We start from the raw sequence: 24729 nt of genomic DNA, 5'->3' as shown, positions 1-24729 counted from the left end.
CTAAACCCTGGACGTCGCAATGAACCGTGTAATGGCCGCCACCACATCGGCGCCCCGTTCAAGATAAGGCACATGCCCGCAGTCCTCGATGAACTCGCCGCGTGCATCGGGCAGTTGCTGGAGCAGGTTCTCCAGGGTTGCCGGCAGGAACACCTGGTCATGCCGCCCCCAGATCACCAGCGTCTTGGCCGCAATCTGTGGCAACCGTTCGAGCAGCACGTCCAGGCCTTCACGACGGAAATCCTCGACGACCCGCTGCACCGCGGCAAACCTCGACCTGCCGCTGGCCGCCATGGCCTGGGCCAAGCGCCCTCCCACCTCGGGCGGCGCCTTGAACACCAGGCTCCAGAAGCGCTTCATCTCCTCGACCGTACGATAGCCAAACACCGTTCCCGCCCCTTGCAGGCTGGCTTTCAATGTGGGGCCTAGCGCTTGCTCGCCCAGACCGGCAGGCGCCAGCAAGACCAAGTGACTGACACGCTGCGGGTGTTTGGCGGCATACAGGCCGGCCACGCACCCACCCAAAGAGCTGCCAACCAGCACGAAGGGGCCCTCGACGAGCGTATCCAGCAGGCCTTCGAGTTCCGCCAGCATTGCCTGGGGTCCAAAGCTAGCGCCCGCCTCGTACACGGATTGGCCATGCCCCGGCAAATCGACGAAAACACAATGGTGATGGCGCGCCATGCCCAGCATCGCAGGGCCCCACTGATCCTTGCTGGCGCCCAAGCCATGGAACATGACCAGCGTCGTCCGCTGTTGCCGTGCAGGGCTTTGCAGATAAGCCAAGCGTCCATGCGTACCGCTGTGCCAGCGCAGCTTCAAACCGAACTGCCAGCGGTGGACCAGGCGCAAGGTGCCGAGCAGCAGTCGATCAACGCGGTTCATCCACCACTCCTTGTCCTTTGTTAGCCGCCTTGAGGGAGAATCTTGCCGGCAGGCGCAGTTGGCATAGCGCCACGCCTGACAGCGTCAACACGGCGCCGATCACCAGGCGCTGGCTGAAACCTTCGGCAAGCATGACCTGGCTGACAGCAATCGCGAACACCGGCACCAGGAGCAGGTACGGACTCAGTTGCTGCATCGAGTTGCGGCCGAGCAACCAGAACCACAGGCCGAACCCCAGCAGGCCACCACTGAGCGCGGTGTAGAGCACCGCCCACCACGCCTGGGCGCTGGCCGTATAGACGCGTGTCCATTGCTCGCCTTCCTGGACGAACGACCACAACAACAGTTGCGGTGCGGCGATGACCGCCGTCCAGGCACTCAAGGCCAGCGGATCCAGGGGCCCGAGACGCTTGGTCAACACTGACCCGGCAGCGAATGCCAAGGCCGCCAGCGCCACCAGCAACATGCCGATGAACGTCCCGCCCGCCGATGGCGTAGCCAGTAGCACCAGGACACCGGCGAACGCCAGCAGGATGCCCGCCAGGAGCCGCAGTTTCAGGACTTCCCCCAATAACGCGAATGCCAGGACGAGGGTAAACGGCGCCGCCAGTTGATAGATGATCGCCGAGGTAGAAGCGTCTACCCGGGCAATACCGCAATACAGCAAACCGAAATGCAAGGTCCCGGTAATCGTGGCGACCAGGGCCACGGACGCGAACTGTTCACGCTTGACGCGCTTGAGCAGCGGCAGGAGAAACAGCGCCATGATCGCGTAGCGCATGGCGACCATGAGGATAGGCGGCAACTCGGCACCGCCGATTTTCACTGCAGTGACCTGCGCGCCCCAGAGAAACGCGACCAGTAACGCGAGCAATGAATCTTTCAATGGCATGACAGTTATCCCTTCTGAAATTGAATCGGCCGCAGGATTCTTTCCGGCTTGCCTGTCGCAAGTGCTGGGGGGTTAAGTCGACAGTGATGCTCACAGAGCCGGTCCAATGTCTCGCGCAGGGCCTCTTCCGCTTCAGGATCGTGGGCCAGTTGGGTCTGGAAGCACGGCGGAAATCCCGAGCCGACCAGAATCATTTTATTGAGCAGCACATTCAGCGCGACCTGGGAGAAAACCGCCGTGTGTCCATAGCGTCGGCCAACGACCGCAATCGCCGCGAGCTTGTCGCGCAGCGGACGCTCCCGTGGCCGCAGGAAGCCATAGCCGACTCGCTCCAGAAACGCCTGGAAGCGACTGTTGGTGCCATAGGCATGCATGACGGGGAGATAGAGCACCGCATCGGCGCGGTCCAGCCGCGCCACCAACTGCCCGACGTCGTCCTGCACTTGGCAGTCCTGGTCGGAGCAGGCGTTGTCGGCGTCGCAGTAGTCGATCCGGTAATCCTTGAGCCAGATGTCATCGACCGCGACCTCCTCGCCCAGGTGGCGGCGCACCAGCGCCACCACCCGTGCACTGACACCACAAGGTCGGCTTGACCCGACAATGATGGTCAGATTCATGATTCAGGACGCCTCCCGCAACCCTTCTTCGCCAGCCAGGTAGGCGCGCAAAGCCTCTTCCATCAACTGCCCGGTCAGCCACAGCGTGACGCGTGCCACTTCCTTGATCTGACGACGATCTTCTTCGGTCTTCACCGCACGCTGCATCGCCATACGCACTTCCTCGGCGTGTTTCTCGTCGATGGTCGAGTGGGCGACGAAGAAGGTCATCTGCTCATCCTTCAAGCCCAGGTCGGCGCGGAACCGCTCCAGGATCGGTTGGATGTGCTCGTAGACGTCCTCGGCCCAGTAGCTGTAGCCCAGGCGAGCGATCGGCCCCTTGCGGATGGCCACATCGTTGAGAAAGGCGATCAGTGCCTGGGTCGGCGCCAGGGGCGCCGGCATGGCTTGCGGCAGCAGCCCGACCGACTCCAGGTCGCGCAGCACCATGCGCTCGTGGCCCAGCTCTTCCAGGGCGTGCTTGTAGACGAAGCGCAACAGCGTCGTTTCCTCTGGATCGGCACTGAAGGCGCAGGCGGCCTGGTTCACCGAGTTGTAGCGGGTGTAGTGGTAGACCTGCAGCATGAGCTGTTGGTAGAGGGCTGGCGGCGTTGGGTTGTCCAGGCTGAATTTCCAGTAGGCGCCCTGCTTGATCTGGGCCCAGCCCGCGTCGACGATAGCGTCGAGTTCCTTGAAGAATGCTTGCATTTCAATTGGCTCCTTTAACATTGAGGTACACACTTTCGAGTTCCAGGTACACGAGGCTGTAGCGCCGCTCGACCTGTTCCCCGGTCCAGGTAACGTCATCCACCAGCACGCGCCCGCCCAGGCCGACATAGAGCGCAGCCAATTGGCCGCGGCACAGTGCCGAGATGAATCGCAGGTGGGTGTTGGCTTTCAGCCAAATGGCCGCTTGCAGGAGAAACATGCGCAGGTGCCGACCGCCGCGGTATCGCTCGTCCAGCACCAGGCGATTGGCATCGAAGGCATCCGTCGATTGTTCGAAATAGGCCTGCACGTCGACCGCCCGTTCGACGAAGCTCAGGCCATGACCCAGCGGCGTGACGCGCAACGTCCCGACCACTTCGTCCTTGTCCAGGTAGACCAGGTGATAGGACAAGGCGTCGCGCACCTGCTCCCTGCGCTCGAAGTCATCCTCCCGTGCCGGATTGGTCCCCAGGTAGCGACTCCTGAGTTGCCGGACGGACTCGAACAGTTCATTGGCGTGGTCGATCACGCGAACAGACAGGCTCATCGCTGACCTCACTGGCCTTGACGCTGATCGACGATGCGCGCTTCTTTCCAGCTGAACCAACTGCCAAGGTTCACATGCTCGGCCAGATCGCCCACCACCATGACCGTGGCATCGACCCCCAGCCGTTCGCGCAGGCGCTCCTTGATCAGCAGCACCAGGCGTCCACGATCGCCTTCGAAGAAGCGCGACATTTCCAGCTTGGCGATGACGGTGTCGCGATCATTGGCGCGACTGAGGATGATCTGGTAGCCAAGGCATTGTTCGACGCCTTCAAGCAGCGCCTGCTCGATCTGTGCGGCCGAGAAGGCGCGATCGTTCAGTTGCACGGCATCCTTCACCCGACCGACGACCTTGACGGTCTGGCGCATCGATTGCGGATAGCCGGGGCGCGACTGGATCGAGACCAGGTCACCCGTGCGGTAGCGAATCAGCGGCTTGCTGCCCGGGATCAGCATGGTCACGCACAACTCACCGTCGCCGGTGCAGCCCAGGCTTTCCCCGGACTTGGGATCGAGCACCTCGATGATGTAGTTGAGGCGATGCGGCACCAACTGGTCGTTGGCGTTGCAGGCCGCGATGATCATCGCTTCCTGGGAGCCATACAGGCTGTTGTAGGCCTGCGCGCCCCACAGGCTGTAGAGGTTGTTCTTCAATGCAGGGGTGCACAGCTCGCCGCTCATCATGAACGCGCGCAGGGCGAAGTCCTCGCGTGGGTTCAAGCCTTGGCGCTCGGCTTCCTTGGCCATGGCCAGCAGCAGCCCCGGCGCCGATGCGAGCACGCCGATCCGCAGGTCCTTGAGCAGTTGCAGTGCCTTGGGCCAACCGATCACCGGTGAGTGCGGCCAGATCTTGGCGTTGCACAGGTCGAGCTGGGTGCAGACATCGCCCAGGGTGTCACCGAAGGAATGGACCTCGGTAGGTCCCATGATGCCGACCACGGTCTTTTCGCCCGGGAAATGCTTTTCGATCACGGCCTGGTAGGCCATGGCCAGTTGGCGATTGCTCGCGTAGCTCTCCTTGCGGTCCCGCGGGCATGGCGTGGCGGGCCCGGTGGTCCCCGTGGTCTCGTAATAGAAGATGCTGTCTTCCAGCGGGCCGGACAAGATGTCGAAGCCTGCTTCGCGCAGATCATCCTTGGTCGTGAAGGGCAAGGTGGCGAGGTCATCCAAGGTCAGCGAACGCTCGTCGACCTGGGCAAGGTGCCTGGAATAAAACGGCGAGGACCGCTTCACGTGGCCGACCACTTCCCGCAACTGTGCCTGGTGCCAGGCCGCCAGCTCGGTGTCGCTGAGGACGTCGGTCCAATAGGCATGATGAATCGGATCGTACCGCTTCTTGAATGTCTCTAAATGCTCTTTCATTTCAGCCGCTCAGGTTTGATGGGTTACTGGAACTCAACGGCCGCTACGTTAGTAACAGAACTTACAAATACCCAGCTGCGCTATCTCGCAGTTGTGCGCGCACGAGTTTCTTGTTAAAAGCACGCGCGGTTACATACGCGTAGGGATAGCTCTTCGCCTCGTCGACATTCAGAAATGAATGAAATATTAATATCCCCTCAGCAGTTGACAGCCCCAGGGCACGCTGGTAATTTCGCCGCACTGCCAATTATTCCCGCAGTGCTTAGCCAAGACTGGGATGTCTAAAAATGTACTATCACCTTTCTGCTATCAGTTCCTCCCACAGCTATCCCGACAGCTGTTCCCGGGCCATTCTGGCCATCTTCAAAAGCAATATCTGGCGTCGCTAATCTAGCGAAGACCGGAGCCTGTCTGCTGCTTGCCAGCAACGTCCTGATCTTTCCCCTCTGAAATCGAAGGCGCTCGCGCCTTGTGCCCTGCGCAACAATTGGCTGCAATCCATTGCAAGCTTTTTAGTGCGCGCGACATGAACAGCGTCCGCCCCGTCTATTCAGAATATCCGTCAACACGTATTTAAAGTGCCTGCGCGCTTTATATTCCCGTGGCGCTCTCTTAATCGAGCGCCTGAATCGTTACACCTTGAATATGGTATTAACCGTGAATAAAAATCTAATTGGCGTGAATGTTCTTCGCCGCGAAGAACGTCGACCTACGGATGCACTTGGCATATATGCAAATGCACTGGAACAACTGGGTCGCGAGTCTGTTTTCATTCTTGAATCACTGTCCGGCCCAAGCCGTGATCGCCGGGCGACGATCGTCGGGCTCGAACCGCTTTTCGAAGTGTGTATCAATGAGGGCCAGGCCCAACTGCGAGGCTGCGCCGCCCTGTGTGAACATTTGTCCGCCAGCCTGCGGCAAGCGGGCATGCAGGTCGACCAGGAACACAAGATCCATCTGCCCGACAGCGAGGCGGCGTGGAACCTGCTCCGGGCGATCCAGGCAACGTTCCAGCCTGCGTCCAATGCCCCTTCCAGCCTGGCCTTCTTCGGCTATTTCGCCTACGACTGCGTTCGCCTGATCGAGCGGCTTCCCGATCTGGCCAAGCAGACCTACGACTACCCGCTCATTGCCCTGTCGGTCTATCAGACGCTGGTTTATTTCCACAGCAATGGCATCGTCGAAACCCTGATCAACAACCACGAACTCTGGGCGCCCCGTACGTTGGAGGACTACCCCTTCCTGAGCACAACCCCGGCCGCCGAGGCGCTGGCTCCGCTACCGTACCCCGAGGGCTTCGAGGAAGAGCGCACGGTGACCCCGGAGCAATTCGTCGAGCGTGTCGAAGTGGCGATGGAGCACATCCGCGCCGGCGACGTCTACCAGATCCAGCTCGGTCATGAGATTCGCATCCGCTCGCAGGTTTCACCGTTCGATGTGTACCAGAACCTGCGCCTGCGCAACCCTTCCCCCTACATGTACCTGGCCCACGTAGGCGGCATCGACCTGATCGGCGCCAGTCCGGAGCTGTTCGTCAGGATCAAGGATGACTTGATCGAGATGCGCCCGATCGCCGGCACCGTGGGCAAGAAGCCTGGCGTCGATCCGACTCAGTTGGTCCTGGAGCTGACCCGCTCCGAAAAGGAGCGCGCCGAACACCTGATGCTCATCGACCTGTGTCGCAACGATATCGGTCGCGTGTGCCAGGCCGGCTCGCTGGAGGTCGATGAGTTCATGCTCGTGGAAGAGTACTCGCACCTCTACCACATGGTGTCGAACGTTCGCGGCTTGCTGCGCCCGGGCCTGGATGCCTACGACGTGATCAAGGCCTCGTTCCCCGCGGGCACCATGTCCGGCGCCCCCAAAGTCAGGGCGATGGAGCTGATCGAAGGGATGGAAAGCAACCGCCGGGGCATTTATGCCGGAGCCCTTGGCCTGGTCGGTTTCGATGGCAGCGTCAACACCGCGTTGTGCATTCGCTCGACGGTCTTCGACGAGGGTACGTACCACTTGCGTGCATCCGCCGGAGTGGTGGCCGATTCGGTGCCAGAGCTTGAGTGGAAAGAGACGCTGTACAAGATGGGTTCCGTCTATCGGGCAGTGACCGGCCAGGAGATCGCACTGTGAAAGTATTCTTGATCGACGCCTATGACAGCTTCGTCTTCATCATCAGCCAATACCTGGAACAACTGGGGCTGGAAACCCACGTCGAGCGTCACGACGTACCGGACCTCATCCAGCGCATTGAAGCGTTCTCGCCGGATTTCTGCGTACTGGGCCCTGGGCCTGGGCATCCGGCCGATGTGGGCTACATCGAAGTGATCAGGCACTTTCAGGGGCGCCTGCCGCTGTTGGGGGTGTGCCTGGGTCACCAGGCCATCGGCCTGGCCTTCGGTGCCCAGGTTTGCCGGGCCCCGCACGTGATGCACGGCAAGGTGAGCACCATCCAGAACGACGGCAAGGGCGTCTATGACCACACCCAGGCACATGCGATTCGGGCGACCCGCTACCACTCGTTGATGATCAGCGAGCAGCCGTTACCCGACTGCCTGGAGATCACGTCCAGATCCACGGACGACGGCTATGTCATGGGCGTGCGCCATCGCCACCTGCCGGTGGAGGGTGTGCAGTTCCACCCTGAAAGCATCCTCACCGAAAACGGCCTGGACCTGTTCCGCAGTTTCATCCGGTGTCACGTGCACAAGTGATCCACCCGGAAGGGGCATGCGCCCCTTCTTTCCCGTACTGCGACTGCTTCATTCCTGCGACAACTAGAGCGATCCGTTTATGGACAAACACCACTCCCCCGCCTGCAGCCGGACCCAGGCAGAGCGTGCCGCTACGCTGACCGCCTTCACGAGCCTCGCCAAGGATGCCAACCGTTGCGATTGGGAGCGCCTGCTGAACAAAGTGCTGCGCCAACTCGGCTTCGGCAGCTACCTCATCAGCCTGGGGCCGGCAGCGCCGAGGGATACCGACCCTCTGGCCGGCCTCATCACCACCTTTCCCAAACGCTGGCTGGAACACTACCGTTGTGACGGGTTGATCGAGATCGACCCGATACTCAGGCACTGTCGACGCGAGCTGGTGCCGCTTTTCTGGGACAGCGAGCGACGGCGCGCCCGGGGACGCTCCCGGCACTTCTGGGAGCAACGCGAGCAACACGGCCTGCGCAGCGGCGTGAGTATTCCGCTGCGCTACGAAATGCTCAGGGGAACCTTGAGCGTGGCCTTCGACGACACACAGAACACCGAACAGAAAGGGTTTTCCAACCCCGCCGTCTATCAACTGTTCATGCTCATTCCCTACCTGCTCGCCGGGATACGACATCAATTGCAACGGCCTGCCCAACCGCGCCAGGACCTGACGCCCAAGGAAATGGACTGCCTGTACTGGGCCAGCGAAGGCAAGACCACCTGGGAGATCAGCCACATCCTGACCTGCTCCGAACGCACCATCGACTTCCACCTGCTCAATGCCCGACGCAAGCTGGGGTCGGTAAACCGCCAGCAGGCCGTCAGTGCTGCGGTGGCCTGTGGGCTGGTCATGCCGACCGTTATCTCGCCGACTTACCGGTGCCAGAAATGAGCACAAAAATGGTTTCTACGACAGTCCATCCTCAGGGATAACCTGATGGCATATTCAAGTCAGCAATGGCAAGCTCCCCACCTGCAGCGCAGGCCCGTGTACAGCCGGGCAGCACGTTCATTCCCGAAGCCTGCAGCCATTGACCTCGGGTATCCATCACCTGTTATTCAACTGAAACAAGGATGTCGGCATGAAAATCTCTCTTGGTCTCGTCGCCCTGGCCGGGTGCCTGTCCACCTTTGCTGTTTCGGCCGCTGGCTCGAGCCACAGCGATTTGTTCAAGGCCCTGGCGCAGTGCCAGGCCAATGCACAGCAGGTGGGCGAGTTCAACGACCTGGTTGATGCCGAGCAACTGACGCTCTCCAAGGATGAAGCGCACAGCCCGTGGGGCGGTGGCGCCTGGCAAGCCACCCCGGCGTTGACGGTGCACGGCGTGTCGTCGACCACCCTGGTGATGACCGACCGCTTCAGCTTCTTTCTCCAGGCCAAAAGCAGCAGCCCGAAGGCCGATGCAGAGAAGCTCGCCAGCACCCTGAAATTGAAAAAGACCCTGGATACCGACGGCTACGTTGACTATCAGCGCAGCCTCGGTAACGGCGCTACCCTGCGAGTGGTCTCCACGGAAGACAAGGCCAGCGATCTCTACGTGGGTTGCAGCTATGAGCAGGATGCTTCCTGAGATCCGGCGATACCCTCTCCCCCGGAAATACAGAAAGGCAGAGTCATCAATGCCCGGACATTGGACCGCTCGGGCGTTTTACATCGCGTTTTTTTTGCCTGACCGAACCTGGACTGGCAAGGCGACTTGGTTCAGACACTCCGGACGTACGCAGTAACCGGCTGATTTCCTCCGCACTGACCGCCTTGCTGAAAAAGTGCCCCTGGATTTCATCGCAGCCGTTTTCACGCAGGAAGGTTTGCTGCTCCTCGGTTTCGACACCTTCGGCAATGACCTTGAGGTTCAGCTTGTGCCCCAACGAAATCACAGCGGTGGCAATGGCTTTGTCGTTCTCGTTGTTGGGTAGATCGCGCACGAAAGACTGATCGATCTTGAGCCTCGCGATCGGGAAGCTTTTCAATGCGGCGAGACTGGAATAGCCGGTGCCGAAGTCGTCAATCGAGAGGCTGATCCCCATGGCTTGCAGGGCCTTCATTTTGCTGATGGCTTGCTGAAGATCTTGCATGATCAGGCTTTCGGTCAGCTCCAGCTCAAAGTACATCGGGTCCAGCGCGGATTCCTGCAAGGCATGCATGATCCGGTCGATCAGGTCCCTTTCGACGAACTGGCGAGCCGAGATGTTCACCGACATGGTGATCGGCGGCCAGCCGGCATCCTGCCACGCCTTGTTCTGTCTGCAGGCGGTATGGATCACCCAGTCGCCGATGGGCACGATCAACCCGGTCTCTTCGGCCTGGGATATGAATTTGACGGGAGAGACCATGCCGAGCTCGGGATGCTGCCAGCGGATCAATGCCTCCACGCCGATGATCTGGCCTGACTGCAAATCCACCTGTGGCTGGTACAACAGCAGGAACTCGTCATTGTTGAGTGCGCTTCGCAACCCGTCTTGCATGGCGAGCTTGCCTTGGACCTTGTTATTCATCTCGCTCGTATAGAACTGGAAGCTGTTGCGTCCCAGCTCCTTGGCCCGGTACATGGCGGCGTCCGCATTGCTGAGCAACGTGTCGGTATCAGTGCCGTCGGCAGGGTAAGTGGCCAGTCCCATGCTGCAGGTGACGTGGAGCGTATGGCCGCTCAGTTGAATCGGCCGCAGGATGGCTTCCTGGATTTTGTGCAGGACGGGTGTCACGCCGTCCAGGTCCGAGGGCTGGTCGAACAGGATGATCACAAACTCGTCGCCACCCAGTCGCACGACGGTGTCGGTACGCCGTACACACCCCTGCATGCGCTGGGCGACGGTTTTCAGCAGTTCGTCCCCGGCGCTGTGCCCAAGGCTGTCATTCACCAGTTTGAATTTGTCCAGGTCGAGAAACACCACTGTCACCAGCCGGTCGTAGCGCTGGGCATATAGCATCGCCTGCTTGAGGCGGTCTTCGAGCAGCGTGCGATTCGGCAGCCCGGTCAGGGCGTCATGGTCGCCCATAAAGCGAATGCGCTTTTCGGTCAGTTGGCGTTCTATCGCAATGCCGGCAAGCGGTGTCGCCATGTCGATCAGTTGCGTCTCGGCCGCGGTGGGGCTGCGTACGGTGTTGGCATACAAGGCAAACGTACCCAAGACCTTTCGCTCATGGGACAGGATCGGCGTCGACCAGCAGGCGCGAAACCCATAGGGCGCAACGAGTGAACGGTACGCTTCCCACAGCGGATCCTGCTCGATGTCCGTGACGATGACCGGCTCTCGTCGATAGGCCGAGGTGCCACATGAACCGACGCTCGGACCGATTTCAATTCCGTCGATGAGCTGGCTATAGGCTTTCGGCAAACTAGGTGCAGTCCCGTGCAGCAGGTGTTTGCCCTCCTCATCCAGCAGCAGGATGGAGACCTTCATGCCCTCCAGTTGGGACTCGACCAGGTGCGCCAGGCTATCGAGGACTTCTGCAAGCTCGGTGCTCCTGGCGATCAGTTCCAGGACATGACCTTGTCCGGTGCGGATGATCGCTTCTTGTTCCAATCGATCGTTTTGCACGGCGAGCCGCTCTGTAGCGATGCTCAATTGAGCGGTTTTTTTCTCCAGTTGAAGTCGGTCTTCGAAAAATTGATTCACCGCCCGCGCCATGTTGCCGATCTCGTCCTTCCCATGGTCGGCCATCATCAAATGCGTTTTGTCCGTGTGTTCCTGACGCAATTGCCGGCTAATTTCATTCAGGCGCACGAGCACATGGCGGCCCATGAAAACCCGGGTCACGAACCAGGCGAACACCAGGCTGGCGCCCAACATGATCAATACCCATTGCTGGCTGCGATTCGAGGCCTCGACCAGGCGCTGTACCGCTTCACGATAGTCTTGGGTGTAGGCGTTCGATTGCGTACGGGCGACCGCGACCAGGACCCCGGCCTCATTCTTGAGTTGCTCGTTGAAGCGCTGCAGGACGTCATGTTGATTGATGAGCGTCTGGCGCAGGGAGAAGAGATCCGGCGTCTGCACATCCGCGTCGGATAACGCGCCTGCGGTGCCTGGCAGGCGCTCATATCGGGCCCGCAGCCGTTTAACGGCCTCACTGTCAACCGCCTGCGGCAGATCGAAAAGCAGCACCGCCAGTTCCAGATTGGCCCGGGTCTTGGTCGCCGTTAATCGGGCGGTGCGATTCTCCAGGGCCTGCGCGAAGGTGACCTCGGTTTGCAGCAGGCTTTCTCGCAGTTGCGCAACGATGTTGGCGGTATTGCGGAACATCTGACTCGACTGATGCATGTCGAGTATCGCCACGCCACTGTTTGCGGCAGTCAGTTGCTGCACCAGTTGATCGAGGGCTTCAAGCTGTTCGACGGTCGTCGCATAGCTTGAATGCAGGATGTCCGGGGAACGGGTTGTCAGAAGCTGGTCGGTCTGGCGTTCGATCAGCAAGGTGCGCTGCACCATGTCTTGCCCATTTTGCATGCGGACCAGTCGTTCATCCGTCAGCTGTCGAGTAGCGCTGTTTGAGGTGCGCAGCGCGTAGACCGCCGTAGCACCGCCTGCCAGGATCAGCAGCGCCAGCGTCAGGAACGCCAGGGTGAATTGTGCGCGCAGCGATTGGGGCAATAGCTGGCGTCCAAACCGGGAAGTCATGTCCAACGTCAGGGGTTCCATTGGTGGCGATAGATGTCTCGATAGCCATTGTCAGGATCGTACTGGAATTTTTTCCCGCCATCGAAGGCGATATTGTCGTTATTGACCAAGTGAATCGGCGCGACGAAGCCGCTCACTGGCTGACCTGCAAACAACCGGTTCAATTCATCCATCACTTGCCAGCCATGCTGGTTGAGCGGCTCGGCCACAGTCACGGTCTGGTAGGTTTTTGCCTGTATGCGCAAGAAAGCCGAAGCGCTGCCGTCACCGGCAGACAACAGACTAATGCCGTCACTGGGTATGGCAGCGCTGGTCAGCGAGGCAATCGAGTAGTCGAAATAGATGTCGTTGATGGCCAACGTATGGGTCCAGCGTTTGCCATAACGCTGAAGCAATTCTTTGGTGATCGCCGGCATCTTCTCGCCACTTTCGGAGATCGCCACATCGCGCACCTCCAGCAACGTACATTCATGACAGGCCCGAATGACGTCTTCCATGGCCTTGGCTTTCGCCATGGCGATGCTGTACTTGGAGTCGGTCAGGATGACCACGCCGGCGCGTCCATTGGACTGCGCCACTGCCGCCATGGCCGTGAGGCGCGCCACTTCAAGCGGGTCGGTCGTGACGTTCATCGCCACCGACGTGCCGTCAATCGGCCCCGGGCTTGCCCCGGCGTGCCAGCCAACCACCGGTACCTCCTTGTTGGCGAAGAGCAGCAGCGCCGCCTTGTTCTCAAGGGCATCGGAGCCACACAGGATAAGGCCGTCGGGCTTCGCTGCCAGGGCATCGGAGAACGCCTTTGCGCGCCCGGCCGATGAGCCGGCACCATCGTATATCTTCAGCGTCCAGCCCAATGCATTGGCGGCCTCCCGGGCGCCCTGCGCGACACCGACAATGCCTCCGTTACGCAAATCTTCTGCGACAAGCGCGACGCTCTTGCCCCGCTGGGCTTGCGGGCCGGATACCGGGCCGCTCCAGCGCACGGCGCCAAGGGTGGCCCTGGCAACGACGTCCTGCGCTTGCATCACCGTGACCCTGGTGTTTTCGAGCCCCGCTGCGGTTGGCAGGTCCTGGCTGTATGCGCAAGTTGCCATGAAAAGACAGGAAACCGTTATTGAAGCCATCCGGAGTAACGAGGATCTTGGAAACCTGGGCCCAATCGAACAGGTTCGATCACCGCATGTGATGCCGTGTCCGGGGCCGGTTGCGCGATCAATGTCTGGCATGACATCCCTTTTTGCCAAGAATGCAGTGTTCCGAAAGGATAGTCGGTTCTGCTGCCATCAGGTTCTTTGTGGGTAAAGGGAATTTCCAGCGGGAGCGAGCCCGTTCCACAGGGTTCGTTTCTTGACTGAGCGGCATTTTCCTTTATCCCACCCTTTTCCTTTTTAACGCCCGAATATCGGTGCCTGCAGGCTATCCCGAACGGTTCCTCAAAGCGTCCATTTCAGCCCGCATGACGCCAACTTATTGGCAGAAAAACCAGGCAAACAAAAATAAACTAATACAGTGACGGTTTCCCGACGCACGGTACCAATGTGCCATTGCTGGGGGTTCAAATCGAAGCTCATCATCCGCAAGCACCCCCCGCAAAACGTTTAGGCCGCCGACCTGGACTACAGGAAGTAATCAATCGCATCACTCAATGGAGCAACACCGAGATGATGACTGTTTATTTTGTTGTGATGACGATCTGCAGTGGCTTCGAAGGCTGTGTCGATGAACGACAACCAGGGCCAACTTTTGCTTCCAAGGCAATGTGCATGGAGACGGCCAGAGTCATGGCGCCGCGCAAAGGGGTGAAGTTCAAGTGTCGCAAAGAACGTATGCTGGTGGTCCATGAGACACCGCCAGCAGAAAAATACGGCAAAATTGTCTCCACCAAGACCGAAGTCCAGCCTTAGCAATATGTTTTTCGCCGGACGGGTCCGGCAGAGGAAGGCGCCGGGCTTATCCGCACAGCATTGGCAGAGGCCTCAGCCAGGTAAAGACGCATCAAGCATGTTCTTACGTGATACCTGCTAGCAGAAACCCTGATTGGTTTGGAGGACAACGTTGGTCTTATCTTGTTTCTAAAACATCACCATGGTGAATACCGCCTGCAAAAGCGCATTCGATGTTTAGAAAGATAAGACCAATGTCATCAACCCCAACCAGACGCGAGCGCCCCATGATTAAAATGCTAGCTGCCGTACGCCGCAAACCCGGCATGACGCATGCTGAGTTCTTGAACTATATAGAACACCAGCATGGAGAAATCGCCCGGGCTAAACCCTTAGGCGTCAAACGATACGTGCAAAATCATGTCATCGACTCAGCTTTCGGCGTTGACGCTGATAACACCTACACACAAACATTTCACCGGGACTCCGTCACCGAATTATTTTTTGATGACATGTCAGGTTTGATTCACACCTTCAGTGATCCCTATACCCAACAAACTGTTGGGCCTGATGCAAAAAACTTCGCCGACCTGTCTAAACAGGCCGCTCAGCTGATGGATGAAGTCGAGATTTCCAATACCGGTGCCGCCCCCTCAAAATGGAAGGCGATCGTCTTCCTGAAGAAGAACCCAACGGTGCAACTGGAGGCCTTTTTCACCGCCTGGGATTCAGCTCACGACACAGTTGCCAATCAATACCCGGACTTCCAAAAGGTGCTACGTCGGCACGCTCGCTCCAGATACCTCCCCGAGGGCGACCGAGTGACGTCCTATTTCGGGCCAGACATCGCGGTATACGAAGGCACTTCCAGCCTGTGGTTTGAAAATGAAGCCGATCTTTCTGTTTTTCGTCAGTATCAGCGAGCACTGTTCCAGCAGCTGTCTGACGTAGGGGTCTTGCTACCGTCGGAATCTTTTTTCGTATACGTCAAGGAGGTCGTCATTTTCGATCTGGGCCAGTAAACATTTAATGAGTTAATTAACCCCTCTTCGAACTGGATGCTGAAGTGATTCAAGGGCATCCAGCCGAAGGGGCTGAATCACTCAGATAGGTTCAGCCAACGTAGCAGTGGACTCTCGCATGATCTGGGCATGCTCATCCTTGTCACCCGCACTTTTTTCTATCTCGCACAGCCGTGCAGAGTTCTCGACCACCAGTTGGCAACGCTCCCAACGCCGCGCTTCGAACCGGCTCAGGGCAGCCTGTAGATCGCTGTCGGCGAACAGTTCTTCAGCAAGCACGATGGCACTCTCGATGCCAATCCCAGCCCCGGAAGCCAGATGGGGCGTGGTGGCATGCACCGTGTCCCCAATCATCACGACGCGACCCTTATGCCATGGCAACGGCACCAACAGATTGGCCAGCGGGCGGTAGTCGATATTGGCACCCGGCTCGAACAGTTGCGGCACAAGCGTTTGCAGGATCGGGGCGGGAAACTCACCCAGCAGACGCGCCATTTCGCCTGGCCAACTGGCCGGATCGATCCACTCGGAAAACTCGCGATTTTCCATGAGGAACATGTACATATGCGTTTCGGAAATCGGATTGACGCCGACCTTGGTGCGCCCCAGCCAATGACTGGGCCGTACGATTTCCTGCGGACGCTGCAACACCGCGCGCCAGACACTCTGGTGAATGGGTTTTGGCGAGGGCGCCTCCGGGAAAAACTCCTTTCGCATCCGCGAATGCACACCGTCGGCGGCGATGACCAGATCGTAGCGCCCGGAGGTGCCGTCAGTGAAAGACACTTCAACGCCATCGGCATGCTCGATGATGCTGTCAAACGTTATGCCCAGGCGCACGTGGGTGCCTACTTCCCGCGTCTTGTCGGCAAAAATGCGAGCCAGTACCGGGCGCAGGATGCCGCCGCCACAGGGAATCGGTTTATCGCTGACCGGCGGTCGAAGCGCCAACTGCACGATCAGTTCGCCAACCGGTGAAAACACATCGAAATTGGTCGATAGATACCCTTCTGCGGCCACTCGTTCAAGAATCCCGACCGTATCAAGCGCTCGCAACGTCGGCCCGCTGAGCGTAATACCGGCCCCCAGGGGACACCACAGAGGATCGATCTCGACCAGGTCCACTTCGACGCCCTGGCGGGCGAGCTGGATAGCCGCGGTCATACCGGAGAACCCGCCTCCGATTACCAGGACCTTATTGACTGCTGCAATCATCACGCTCTCCTAATTATTCTTATTTCAATCGGGCTGACATCGCATGGCACACCGACGGGCTCTGCAGCGCTATCGACTCAATGCCGCAGACTCATGAAGTTCCGACCGAAATGCCGGATCAACGACGAGACTATCGAATTGACTATCAGCGCTGAAATCGCTTTCCACAATCCGAGGTATCGCAGGAGGTGATGGGTGTCAGAGGGTATGCCTGCTCGGCTGCTGAAAACCCGCAGTCCCCTTGTGGGAGCGAGCCTGCTCGCGAAAGCCGAGAGTCAGTTGGCGGTGATGTTGGATGTGCCGACGCCTTCGCGAGCAAGCTCGCTCCCACAGGTTTTTGTGTTGTGTCCAGGTGCGGTGAACACCCACAAACCCATGTGGGAGCGAGCTTGCTCGCGATAGCGGTTCACACGCTTTCCAGGCCATCCCAGCAGAGGTATTTCACCTCAAGGAACTCGTCGATCCCCAGGTGAGATCCCTCTCGCCCCAGACCGCTCTGCTTCACGCCGCCGAAAGGTGCGACTTCATTTGAAATCAAGCCACAGTTGATGCCCACCATGCCCGATTCGATGCGAGCGGCATTGCGCCAGATGCGGGCCGCGTCACGGCTGTACAGATACGCCGCCAAGCCAAACTCGCTGTCATTGGCCATGGCAATGGCTTCGTCGTCACTGTCGAAACGCACCAGTGGCATGACCGGGCCGAAGATCTCTTCGCGAGCGACCCGCATTTCATGAGTCACATCAGCCAACAAGGTGGGCTGGAAGAAACACCCACCCAGCGCATGAGGCTTGCCGCCGGACAGCAGTCGAGCACCTTGCGCCAGTGCATCATCAACAAGGGCCTGGGATTTTCCTACCGCTGCGTCATCGATCAACGGCCCGACCTGTACACCCGGCTCCAGACCATTGCCCACCTTCAAGCGCGCCATGCGCTCGACGATACGTTCGGCCAGTGCGTCATAGACCCCTGACTGCACCAGCACCCGGTTCGCGCCGATGCAGGATTGCCCACCATTGCGAAACTTGGCCAACATCACCCCATCGGCTGCCGCATCAAGATCGGCATCGTCGAAGACAATGAACGGCGCGTTGCCGCCCAGCTCCATGGAGCATTTCTTGACCGTCTGCGCCGCTTGCGCCAACAGCAGCCGGCCCACTTCCGTGGACCCGGTGAAGGTGAGTTTGCGCACCAACGGGTTGGCCGTGAGTTCACCGGCAATGTCTCGGGTGTCATTCCCCGTGATCACACTGAACACACCAGCCGGCACACCCGCGCGCTGCGCAAGTTCAGCGAGGGCCAGGGCGGTCATGGGCGTCTGGCTGGCCGGTTTCACGACCATCGTGCAGCCCGCCGCCAGCGCCGGAGCGGCCTTGCGCGTGATCATGGCCGCGGGGAAGTTCCAGGGCGTGATCGCGGCGCAAACGCCGATGGGTTCGCGCAGTACCACAATGCGCTGAGTGTCCTTTACGCCGGGAATCAAATCACCGCGCACCCGCGTGGCTTCTTCGGAAAACCAGCGCACAAACGACGCAGCGTAATCGACCTCGCCCCGCGCCTCCTCCAGCGGCTTGCCCTCCTCCAGGGTAATCAGCGTGGCGATATCCTCCCGATGCTCAACCATCAACTCATACCAACGGCGCAACACCTCGCCCCGGCGTTTAGCCGTCAAGCGTCGCCATGGACCGAAGGCCGCATGCGCGGCATCGATGGCGTGCCGAACTTCAGTTTCGCGGCAGCGTGGCAACTCGGCCAGCACCGCTTGATCCACCGGATTACGCAGCGTGTACCGACCGTGCGGCGTCTCGTTCAGCCACTCGCCGGCGATGTAGGCACCCGTGCGCCACAGCGTCGGATCCTTAAGTAAATGCTTCACTTTGCAATCCTCTTAATCAGCAAGGGTGACGCCCGATCATGAACGCGCTATCCGGGTCCGAAGTCACCGGCAGGCCCGCCGCAACCAGCCCTTGGCGCAAAGACTTCATGAGGCGATCCGGCACGCGCATCGCCGGGGCACGCAGCGGGCCGCCGTTGAAGCCAGCAAGCCAGTCCTGGTATTTCCACATCGTGCGATTGAGCACCCCGGTGCCGCCGGCATAGCTTTGCGCGGCGGCGCCATTGGCACTGCGTGCCGGGTTGACCTTCCAATACAGCTCCATCGCTTCTTCGAAGCGACCCGTGCGGGCCAGTTCGAAAGCTTTCGGGTAGTAGTCGCTCATCCAGGCGGTGTTGCTGGTGCCGGAAAACTGCAGTTTCATCAGGCTCATCAACGGGATTGCGTCAGCTTCGATCGGGCAACTGATCACCACCTGATCACGGAAGTGGTAGTACATCTCGCAAATGCCCGCTGGCAACGGAAACCCTTGCTCGGACTTGATGGCGGCGATATTCGGGCAATCGGCCAGAAGACGACGGACCAACTCCAACGACATACCCGCCGGATGCACGCGCTCAAAGCCCCAGAGCGGAATCGGGAAGAGCATGACAGCCAGGTCCGTGGCATCGCAGAACGACTTGGTGTAGTCGTAGATTTCCTGCTCGCTGGTCGGCCAGAACTGCGGCGGGTAGGAGAGCAGGACGATGTCGGCGCCGGCATTCTCAGCGAGTTTCACCGCCTCGATGTTCTCGGCAAGCGTGCCAAAAGCCGCGTGGAAGAACAGGATCAGGTCTTTCCCCGACTCACGCGCCCAGGCGGTGAATTGAGCGTTATCCTGGGCAGAGATCGCCAGTTCGCTGCACAGCAACGTGCTGCTGTAACCCAGTCCAACCGTATGCTCGATGTCGTGGCGAATGCCACGCTCATTGAGACGCTTCAGATCAGCACTGAAGCTTGGGATGGTGACAGCCGAGCAGCCCACCAGGTTTTCACGGGCCCAGGCGCGGGCATCAGCTTTTTTGTAAGTGGCCATGATGATTTTCCTTCGAACAGTGGAGGGGTTATTTCGAGACAGGGACAATGCTGGCTGGCAGCTCGATGCCGAGGCCTTGTTGCCTGGCGCGCTCGTACAACGCTTGTGCGATGACGACATCCTGCAGCGCCGAGCCAACCGATTTGTAGAGAACGATGTCGGTTTCTTTCTGGCGCGGATTGACGCGACCCGCGACCAGATCCGACAGCGCGACCAGTTTGTCGGCGACATAAACACCGGCGCTGATCGCAGCAATGGCGTCGCCGGTATCGTGAAGTACCTCTTGCGGCATATCCGCGACGATGCAGACGGCTCGCTCCATCGTGACCGGGTCAACCTCCCGTTGCTCAGGCAAGGTGGAACCCAACGACACGACCGTCACGCCTGCGCAAAGCCATGCCCCTTGCAACACTGGAGACTCGTCACGACTGCGTGCGGCACAGATCACCACATCGCAGTCCTGCACGGCTTCTTGCGCAGTGTTCACCGCTTGGATATCCAGCCCCGGCCTGAAGCTTTCGGCAAACCGCTCGCGGCTCGCGGGCGTTGGACTGAACACCCGGACACGGGCGACATCGCGCACGGCCTTGAGGCAGTCAAGCGCGCCACGCGCTTCAAACCCGGCACCAATCACCCCCACCCGCAGCGCTCGTTGAGGCGCCAGCAGATCAACCGCCAGCGCAGCGGTTGCAGCGGTGCGCAAGCCCGTCACCCGATTGCCGTCGATCAGGGCACTGAGCGCCATGGTTTGCTGGTCGAACAATGCAATCAGGTAGCTGGCGCAGCGCGCCCGCATGGACGCCGCGATCAACTTGCAGCCCATTTGGCCGCCTGCGGGAGGTACAGCAGTCAAACTGCGTAGCCAGATACCGTCGCCGCGGGCCATGGAGCGAGGCGGCACCATGGCATCCGTCGTGGGGCAGGCATACGCCTGCGCGAGCGCGGCAACGGCTGTGCTCCAGTCGGCGAGCGAGGCGACATCGGCATCGCTGAGAAAAAGCGTCGGGGTAATGACTTGGGGCTCTTGGGCGTGATGCATAGCGCTAACCTCGCAATCGGGGATCAGTCGTTGATTGACTGACACCCTACGAGGCGCGCCCCCCACCGAATACTGCTGGGGATGCAAAGCAGCTATCGCTCAAATCGATGGCATGGACAGATTGCAAATCAGCCGTCGCACTTCACGGGAAGCACGGGTCAAGGGGCGACGGGGCGACTCGACCAGCACGACAAAGCGCTCCAGCACGGGCTCGATAATGCGCGATGAAATCAGTCGTTGATCCAGCGAGCCCGGCAGCACAGAGGCAATCGCATAACCTCCGCCAGCCGCGACGACTTCGTACTGGAGCTGGACGGAGTCGGCTTCCACGGCAACACACAACTCCACGCACTGTTCGGCGGCCAGATGATCGAGCCTGGCCCTTAACAGATGGGGACGCCCCGGGACTACCAGTGGCAATCCGGATAGCCGCTTCAACGCAATGTCTCGCTCGGCAAGGAGCGGATCACAGGCGGGCCCTATCAAATGCAGCGCCAGCCTGGCCAGTAGATACGCCTCGCCGATGCTGGTTTCGTTCTCGCGCAGGACCAGCGCCATATCCAGACGACCATCCTGCAACTGCTCTTCGAGTTGCGCACTCGCGCCCTCGATCAGGTGCAATCTCACACCCGGCATCTGTGCTTGTACCGCCGCGAAAAGCGTACCGGCAAACCGCCGGACCGCCGAAGGCAGCATCCCTACGACTACCTCCCCCACCGGTTTTCCACGCCGGGTACGAATGTCATCGGCCAGGCCTTCGGCGTCCACGAGAAGACTCGATACGCAAGGCAGCAACTGCTCTCCAAACTCAGTCAGGAGCACCCCACGGCCGGTACGATGAAACAGCCGCTCGCCACATTGCGATTCGAGCTGAGCAATGTTTCGACTGACCATGGACTGCGGCATATCCAGTAAAACAGCCGCTTTACTGAGACTTCCAGCCGCCGCGACCCGCACAAACAATGTCCAGCGGGGATCGACAATCGTCAAAGCAGCGTCCGCAGTCACGCTCATTCCTCGAAAATCGCTACGGCACGGACGAAACCAGCCGAAGCGTGCCTGATCTTGTAGGGGAAACAGGACACCTGGAAACCATGGGCCGGCAGGCATTCCAGGTTGGCCAGTTTCTCCATCTGGCCGTAGCCGATGTCACGTCCGGCCTTGTGCCCTTCCCAGATGATCGAGGCGTCGCCCGTGGCGGCGAAGCGTTCGCGCGTGTACTTGAACGGCGCATCCCAGCTCCAGGCATCGGTGCCGACCACGCGCACGCCGCGCTCGAGCAGATACAACGTGGCCTCGCGGCCGATGCCGACCCCGGCATCCAGATACCCAGGCTGGCCAAACAGCGCCCCGGCGCGGGTGTTGACCAGGACAATGTCCAACGGCTGGAGGACGTGTTCGATGCGCGTCAGCTCAGCCTGCACTTCGGCGGCACTGACCACATGACCATCCGGCAAATGACGAAAGTCCAGCTTCACGCCCGGTTGCAGGCACCAGTCCAGCGGCAGTTCGTCGATGCCGAAAGCCGGCTTGCCACCGTCCGTGGTCGAGGCGTAGTGCCAAGGGGCGTCCATATGCGTACCGCTGTGCGTCGTGATCTGCAGGCGCTCAGCCGCCCAGGACTCGTCGCCGGGCAGTTGCGCCTTGGACAGGCCAGGAAACATCGCGGCCATCTCCGGCCAGCCTTGCTGATGGTCCATGTAGTCGATTTTCGGCAGCAACGGCGGTGGATCGGTGTAAGGGTTGTTGTCCAGGGTAACGGACAGGTCCACCAGGCGGCGTTTAGTTGATTGCATTTTCGCTCACTCCAAGCGCCACCCGCCCACGCGCACGACGCGTCGGGGTAGCCGTGTTCAAGCTGTTACGAATCAAGGCGGCTGCCGAGCCGTCATGGCGAAAGCCAAGGGCGCGGGCCAGAGGGGTTTTCATCGCTGGAAAATTGCCGAACAACGCTTGCAGCCCAGCATCCGGAGCGAAGCTGATCAACCCGCGACGTTCCTGGCCATAGGCCGCGGCCAAGGCATCGATGACCTGGGCAATGGACAGGTGCAACAGCGGCAATTGCCAGACGCGTGACTCACCGAGCTCGGCAGCCGGCAGTTCGGCGGCCCGTAGCAGGTTATCCACGCAACACCGCACGGACATCCACCATGCCTGCGCCTGCGGCGAGACCGGGCAGCAATATGGCTGGCCCTCGGCGACGGCGTGCAGCAGGTCGCTCATGAACGCCGAACGCAGTCCATTGGGTTCACGTGGACGGGCGACAATGCCGGGCAGGCGCACGGCACGACCGTCCACCTCGCCTCGTCGGGCAAGGTCGTTGAGCGCCATTTCCACCATCACCTTGTGCGCACCGTAACTCAGCTGCGGGCTCGGCACCGCACGCTCATCCATGCGGGTCGGCAGATCGCCGCCGTACACCGCCACGCTGCTGGCATACACCAGCACCGGCCGACCCGGCTGTTCGCGCAACTGGTCAAGCAATTCCAAGCTTGCCAACAGGTTGACCTGATAGCCCAGCGAATAGTGCTGCTCCGCCGCGCCACCCGGGACGCTGACCAAGTGAAAAACCACATCAATGCCATCGGCCAACGCGCGGCGCAATAACGCGGCGTCGGTCACACTGCCGCAATGCCGGCGCAGGCGCTTATCGTCAGCAAAGCCCACCAACTCTTTATCCAGCAGGATCAACGCGCTGATCGACCGGCCTTGTAACTCATTGGTTTCGAGCAATCGTTTCACCAGCGCCCGGCCGACAAAACCATTGGCCCCGGTAATCATCACGCGCATGGGAGGCCTCCGTGCACGACACGCTGGTCTATCGCTCCGAAGACCGACTGCCCTTGTGGGTCGAAGACTTCCATGCGCACGCGATCACCGAAGCGCATGAAGGGTGTCTGTGGCGCGCCCTGCTCGATCATCTCCACGGCACGACGTTCGGCGATGCAGGCAGCGCCCACCGTGGGATCGGCATTGGAGACGGTGCCGGAACCGATCAGGCAGCCCGCCCTGAGGCGCCGGGTCAATGCCGCGTGGGCAATCAACTGATGAAAACCGAAATGCATGGCGCCGCCATGGGCATGGCCAAACCACTTGCCATTCCATTCAACCTTCAGCGGCAAGTGCACACGCCCATCGCGCCAGGCCTCGCCCAATTCGTCGGGGGTGACCGCCACCGGGGCAAAACTGGACGAGGATTTGGCTTGGATAAAACCGAAGCCGGTCTTCATTTCACGGGGGGCGAGCGCACGCAGGCTGATATCGTTGACTTGCAGAATGAGCCGAATATGACTGGCGGCCTGTTCTGCCGAGCAGCCCATGGGCACGTCATCGACCAACACCGCGTACTCGCCTTCAAAGTCGATGCCGTGGGCCTCACTCGGTAGAACGATGTCGTCGTGGGGGCCCAGGAAATCATCGCCACAGCCCTGGTACATCAGCGGGGTGTGTTCAACGCCTTCGATCGGATCAAGCGCAAACGCCTTCTGCATCCGCTCCCCGTGGCTGAGGAACGACGAGGCATCCAACCACTGCCAGGCACGCGGCAAGGGTGCAGCGGCCTGCGCTGGATCGAAGGCAAAGGCACCGGCCTGGGTGCCCTCATTCAAGGCCTCATACCGCACGCGCAAAGCGGCCTCGACGCTGGACCAATGATCGATGGCATCCTGCAGCGTCGCGGCAATATCACTGGCATCCACCGCCCAGGCCAGGTCGCGGGACACCACCAGCAGGCAACCGTCGCGGTTGTGATTCTTGAGAGTACTGAGCTTCATGCCTGTTCTCCTTGCAGCCCGGGCGCGAAGCGGCCATCGAGCAGCACGAAGAGCATGCGGGCCATCTGCTCGGTGCGATTGCTCCAGGCGTGGTTGGTGCCGCGCTGCACGACGATGTCACCGCGTTTGAGATGCACCTCTTCGCCATCGAGCACCAGCCAGACCTCACCCTCGGTGACCACACCGTAATCGAGGGTTTCGGTGCGGTGCATCAGCTTGTGCCTGGAATCAGCCTGCCCCGTGCCGGCATGGGCCTGGCCTATTTCGGCGAAGGCCGCCGCCGCATCCTCGGCGCTGACCTGGTTCTGCACGCTGTCAGGCGGAATATCCACCACGCGGATGACACTGCCCAGCGGTGCAGGACTCAACTGAAGCGGTTTGCAGGTGGGGTCGTCGCCGTTGTCCAGCACGGCCGGGCTGGCGCCACTGTTCCAGATCTCATGGAAGACCGTGCCGGGTACGGCCTTGAGCGCGAAGCTGTTGGGCGTCGGGCCGCTGAGCGCGACCACCGCCTGGCCCTGGGCATCGTGCCCGGTGACCACGCGTTTGAAACCAGGAAGTTGTTGCATGTTCGACTCCTCAA

The 24729-nt window shown here is 60.3% G+C and carries 23 protein-coding genes; 6 read left to right on the top strand and 17 right to left on the bottom strand.

Features of this window, described 5'->3' with window-relative positions; genetic code table 11:
- Genes LOY50_RS11700 through LOY50_RS11675 form a run of 6 tightly spaced genes read right to left on the bottom strand, consistent with a single transcriptional unit; the run spans window position 1 to window position 4989 of the window.
- Window positions 1-885 carry an alpha/beta fold hydrolase gene (locus LOY50_RS11700; protein ID WP_258690921.1) on the bottom strand — a complete coding sequence of 295 codons (885 nt, stop codon included), beginning with the start codon at window positions 883-885 and terminating at the stop codon, window positions 1-3.
- On the bottom strand, window positions 872-1777 hold the full coding sequence (locus tag LOY50_RS11695) for a DMT family transporter (RefSeq protein ID WP_258690920.1): 906 nt from the start codon (window positions 1775-1777) through the stop codon (window positions 872-874). Before LOY50_RS11695 ends, LOY50_RS11700 begins: the two co-directional genes overlap by 14 nt.
- Window positions 1778-1782: 5 nt before the next feature.
- Window positions 1783-2394, bottom strand: a complete 612-nt coding sequence (locus LOY50_RS11690; RefSeq protein ID WP_214509253.1) for a flavodoxin family protein — start codon at window positions 2392-2394, stop codon at window positions 1783-1785.
- Between the two features lie 3 nt (window positions 2395-2397).
- Window positions 2398-3081: an iron-containing redox enzyme family protein gene (locus LOY50_RS11685; RefSeq protein ID WP_003200648.1), complete on the bottom strand. Its 684-nt coding sequence runs from the start codon at window positions 3079-3081 to the stop codon at window positions 2398-2400.
- A gap of 1 nt (window position 3082) precedes the next feature.
- A complete protein-coding gene (locus LOY50_RS11680) occupies window positions 3083-3628 on the bottom strand; it encodes an acetyltransferase (protein ID WP_214509251.1) in 546 nt (181 codons plus the stop codon).
- Window positions 3629-3636: 8 nt separating this feature from the next.
- Window positions 3637-4989 carry a phenylacetate--CoA ligase family protein gene (locus tag LOY50_RS11675; RefSeq protein ID WP_003200644.1) on the bottom strand — a complete coding sequence of 451 codons (1353 nt, stop codon included), beginning with the start codon at window positions 4987-4989 and terminating at the stop codon, window positions 3637-3639.
- 657 nt (window positions 4990-5646) lie between these two features.
- Between LOY50_RS11675 and LOY50_RS11670 the strand changes: the two genes are divergently transcribed.
- The 4 genes from LOY50_RS11670 (at window position 5647) to LOY50_RS11655 (ending at window position 9256) form a co-directional block, all read left to right on the top strand.
- Entirely contained in the window at window positions 5647-7116 is a 1470-nt protein-coding gene (locus tag LOY50_RS11670) for an anthranilate synthase component I family protein (RefSeq protein WP_253473692.1), read from the top strand.
- Window positions 7113-7697, top strand: coding sequence for an aminodeoxychorismate/anthranilate synthase component II (locus tag LOY50_RS11665; RefSeq protein WP_253473690.1), 585 nt, complete (start codon window positions 7113-7115; stop codon window positions 7695-7697). The genes LOY50_RS11670 and LOY50_RS11665 overlap by 4 nt, the downstream gene beginning before the upstream one ends.
- A gap of 79 nt (window positions 7698-7776) precedes the next feature.
- Entirely contained in the window at window positions 7777-8577 is an 801-nt protein-coding gene (locus LOY50_RS11660; protein ID WP_258690919.1) for an autoinducer binding domain-containing protein, read from the top strand.
- A 190-nt stretch (window positions 8578-8767) separates the two neighbouring features.
- Window positions 8768-9256, top strand: coding sequence for a hypothetical protein (locus LOY50_RS11655; RefSeq protein WP_253473688.1), 489 nt, complete (start codon window positions 8768-8770; stop codon window positions 9254-9256).
- 46 nt (window positions 9257-9302) lie between these two features.
- Here the strand turns inward: LOY50_RS11655 and LOY50_RS11650 are convergent, their stop codons facing one another.
- Together LOY50_RS11650 and LOY50_RS11645 are read right to left on the bottom strand one after the other, a co-directional pair.
- Window positions 9303-12326, bottom strand: coding sequence for an EAL domain-containing protein (locus LOY50_RS11650; protein WP_258690918.1), 3024 nt, complete (start codon window positions 12324-12326; stop codon window positions 9303-9305).
- Window positions 12314-13330, bottom strand: coding sequence for a substrate-binding domain-containing protein (locus LOY50_RS11645; RefSeq protein WP_408980863.1), 1017 nt, complete (start codon window positions 13328-13330; stop codon window positions 12314-12316). The genes LOY50_RS11650 and LOY50_RS11645 overlap by 13 nt, the downstream gene beginning before the upstream one ends.
- A 636-nt stretch (window positions 13331-13966) precedes the next feature.
- Here LOY50_RS11645 and LOY50_RS11640 point away from each other — a divergent pair.
- Window positions 13967-14209, top strand: coding sequence for a hypothetical protein (locus LOY50_RS11640; RefSeq protein ID WP_253473682.1), 243 nt, complete (start codon window positions 13967-13969; stop codon window positions 14207-14209).
- Between the two features lie 266 nt (window positions 14210-14475).
- Entirely contained in the window at window positions 14476-15210 is a 735-nt protein-coding gene (locus LOY50_RS11635; protein WP_258690917.1) for an EthD domain-containing protein, read from the top strand.
- 81 nt (window positions 15211-15291) lie between these two features.
- Here the strand turns inward: LOY50_RS11635 and LOY50_RS11630 are convergent, their stop codons facing one another.
- From LOY50_RS11630 to LOY50_RS11590, 9 genes are all read right to left on the bottom strand, one after another.
- Window positions 15292-16425: an FAD-dependent oxidoreductase gene (locus LOY50_RS11630; RefSeq protein ID WP_258690916.1), complete on the bottom strand. Its 1134-nt coding sequence runs from the start codon at window positions 16423-16425 to the stop codon at window positions 15292-15294.
- A 406-nt stretch (window positions 16426-16831) separates the two neighbouring features.
- Entirely contained in the window at window positions 16832-18301 is a 1470-nt protein-coding gene (locus LOY50_RS11625) for an NAD-dependent succinate-semialdehyde dehydrogenase (RefSeq protein ID WP_258690915.1), read from the bottom strand.
- A 16-nt stretch (window positions 18302-18317) separates the two neighbouring features.
- The gene (locus LOY50_RS11620) at window positions 18318-19334 is read right to left on the bottom strand and encodes a dihydrodipicolinate synthase family protein (RefSeq protein ID WP_258690914.1); all 1017 of its coding nucleotides are present in this window, start codon (window positions 19332-19334) and stop codon (window positions 18318-18320) included.
- A gap of 28 nt (window positions 19335-19362) precedes the next feature.
- Entirely contained in the window at window positions 19363-20373 is a 1011-nt protein-coding gene (locus tag LOY50_RS11615) for an ornithine cyclodeaminase family protein (protein ID WP_258690913.1), read from the bottom strand.
- Between the two features lie 99 nt (window positions 20374-20472).
- Complete coding sequence (locus LOY50_RS11610) at window positions 20473-21387, bottom strand: LysR family transcriptional regulator (RefSeq protein WP_258690912.1); 915 nt, start codon at window positions 21385-21387, stop codon at window positions 20473-20475.
- Window positions 21384-22169 carry a cyclase family protein gene (locus tag LOY50_RS11605; RefSeq protein ID WP_018600389.1) on the bottom strand — a complete coding sequence of 262 codons (786 nt, stop codon included), beginning with the start codon at window positions 22167-22169 and terminating at the stop codon, window positions 21384-21386. The genes LOY50_RS11610 and LOY50_RS11605 overlap by 4 nt, the downstream gene beginning before the upstream one ends.
- Complete coding sequence (locus LOY50_RS11600) at window positions 22156-23163, bottom strand: NAD-dependent epimerase/dehydratase family protein (protein WP_258690911.1); 1008 nt, start codon at window positions 23161-23163, stop codon at window positions 22156-22158. Before LOY50_RS11600 ends, LOY50_RS11605 begins: the two co-directional genes overlap by 14 nt.
- A complete protein-coding gene (locus LOY50_RS11595) occupies window positions 23154-24146 on the bottom strand; it encodes a fumarylacetoacetate hydrolase family protein (RefSeq protein WP_258690910.1) in 993 nt (330 codons plus the stop codon). The genes LOY50_RS11600 and LOY50_RS11595 overlap by 10 nt, the downstream gene beginning before the upstream one ends.
- Complete coding sequence (locus tag LOY50_RS11590; protein WP_258690909.1) at window positions 24143-24715, bottom strand: cupin domain-containing protein; 573 nt, start codon at window positions 24713-24715, stop codon at window positions 24143-24145. Before LOY50_RS11590 ends, LOY50_RS11595 begins: the two co-directional genes overlap by 4 nt.
- Window positions 24716-24729: the final 14 nt, after the last annotated feature.

The organism is Pseudomonas sp. B21-010, assembly GCF_024749325.1.
Classification (GTDB): domain Bacteria; phylum Pseudomonadota; class Gammaproteobacteria; order Pseudomonadales; family Pseudomonadaceae; genus Aquipseudomonas; species Aquipseudomonas kilonensis.
The sequence above is the reverse complement of the archived record's forward strand: the minus strand, read 5'-3'. Positions and strand labels throughout refer to the sequence as shown.

Excerpts from the sequence above, each read along its gene's own strand:
- LOY50_RS11635 (WP_258690917.1), top strand. The coding sequence starts at position 14,476 with ATGATTAAAATGCTAGCTGCCGTACGCCGCAAACCCGGCATGACGCAT.
- LOY50_RS11695 (WP_258690920.1), bottom strand. The coding sequence starts at position 1,777 with ATGCCATTGAAAGATTCATTGCTCGCGTTACTGGTCGCGTTTCTCTGG.
- LOY50_RS11590 (WP_258690909.1), bottom strand. The coding sequence starts at position 24,715 with ATGCAACAACTTCCTGGTTTCAAACGCGTGGTCACCGGGCACGATGCC.
- LOY50_RS11645 (WP_408980863.1), bottom strand. The coding sequence starts at position 13,330 with ATGCAAGCGCAGGACGTCGTTGCCAGGGCCACCCTTGGCGCCGTGCGC.
- LOY50_RS11680 (WP_214509251.1), bottom strand. The coding sequence starts at position 3,628 with ATGAGCCTGTCTGTTCGCGTGATCGACCACGCCAATGAACTGTTCGAG.
- LOY50_RS11620 (WP_258690914.1), bottom strand. The coding sequence starts at position 19,334 with ATGGCCACTTACAAAAAAGCTGATGCCCGCGCCTGGGCCCGTGAAAAC.
- LOY50_RS11675 (WP_003200644.1), bottom strand. The coding sequence starts at position 4,989 with ATGAAAGAGCATTTAGAGACATTCAAGAAGCGGTACGATCCGATTCAT.
- LOY50_RS11660 (WP_258690919.1), top strand. The coding sequence starts at position 7,777 with ATGGACAAACACCACTCCCCCGCCTGCAGCCGGACCCAGGCAGAGCGT.
- LOY50_RS11690 (WP_214509253.1), bottom strand. The coding sequence starts at position 2,394 with ATGAATCTGACCATCATTGTCGGGTCAAGCCGACCTTGTGGTGTCAGT.
- LOY50_RS11610 (WP_258690912.1), bottom strand. The coding sequence starts at position 21,387 with ATGAGCGTGACTGCGGACGCTGCTTTGACGATTGTCGATCCCCGCTGG.
- LOY50_RS11630 (WP_258690916.1), bottom strand. The coding sequence starts at position 16,425 with ATGATTGCAGCAGTCAATAAGGTCCTGGTAATCGGAGGCGGGTTCTCC.
- LOY50_RS11700 (WP_258690921.1), bottom strand. The coding sequence starts at position 885 with ATGAACCGCGTTGATCGACTGCTGCTCGGCACCTTGCGCCTGGTCCAC.
- LOY50_RS11640 (WP_253473682.1), top strand. The coding sequence starts at position 13,967 with ATGATGACTGTTTATTTTGTTGTGATGACGATCTGCAGTGGCTTCGAA.
- LOY50_RS11600 (WP_258690911.1), bottom strand. The coding sequence starts at position 23,163 with ATGCGCGTGATGATTACCGGGGCCAATGGTTTTGTCGGCCGGGCGCTG.
- LOY50_RS11685 (WP_003200648.1), bottom strand. The coding sequence starts at position 3,081 with ATGCAAGCATTCTTCAAGGAACTCGACGCTATCGTCGACGCGGGCTGG.
- LOY50_RS11605 (WP_018600389.1), bottom strand. The coding sequence starts at position 22,169 with ATGCAATCAACTAAACGCCGCCTGGTGGACCTGTCCGTTACCCTGGAC.
- LOY50_RS11615 (WP_258690913.1), bottom strand. The coding sequence starts at position 20,373 with ATGCATCACGCCCAAGAGCCCCAAGTCATTACCCCGACGCTTTTTCTC.
- LOY50_RS11595 (WP_258690910.1), bottom strand. The coding sequence starts at position 24,146 with ATGAAGCTCAGTACTCTCAAGAATCACAACCGCGACGGTTGCCTGCTG.
- LOY50_RS11655 (WP_253473688.1), top strand. The coding sequence starts at position 8,768 with ATGAAAATCTCTCTTGGTCTCGTCGCCCTGGCCGGGTGCCTGTCCACC.
- LOY50_RS11650 (WP_258690918.1), bottom strand. The coding sequence starts at position 12,326 with ATGGAACCCCTGACGTTGGACATGACTTCCCGGTTTGGACGCCAGCTA.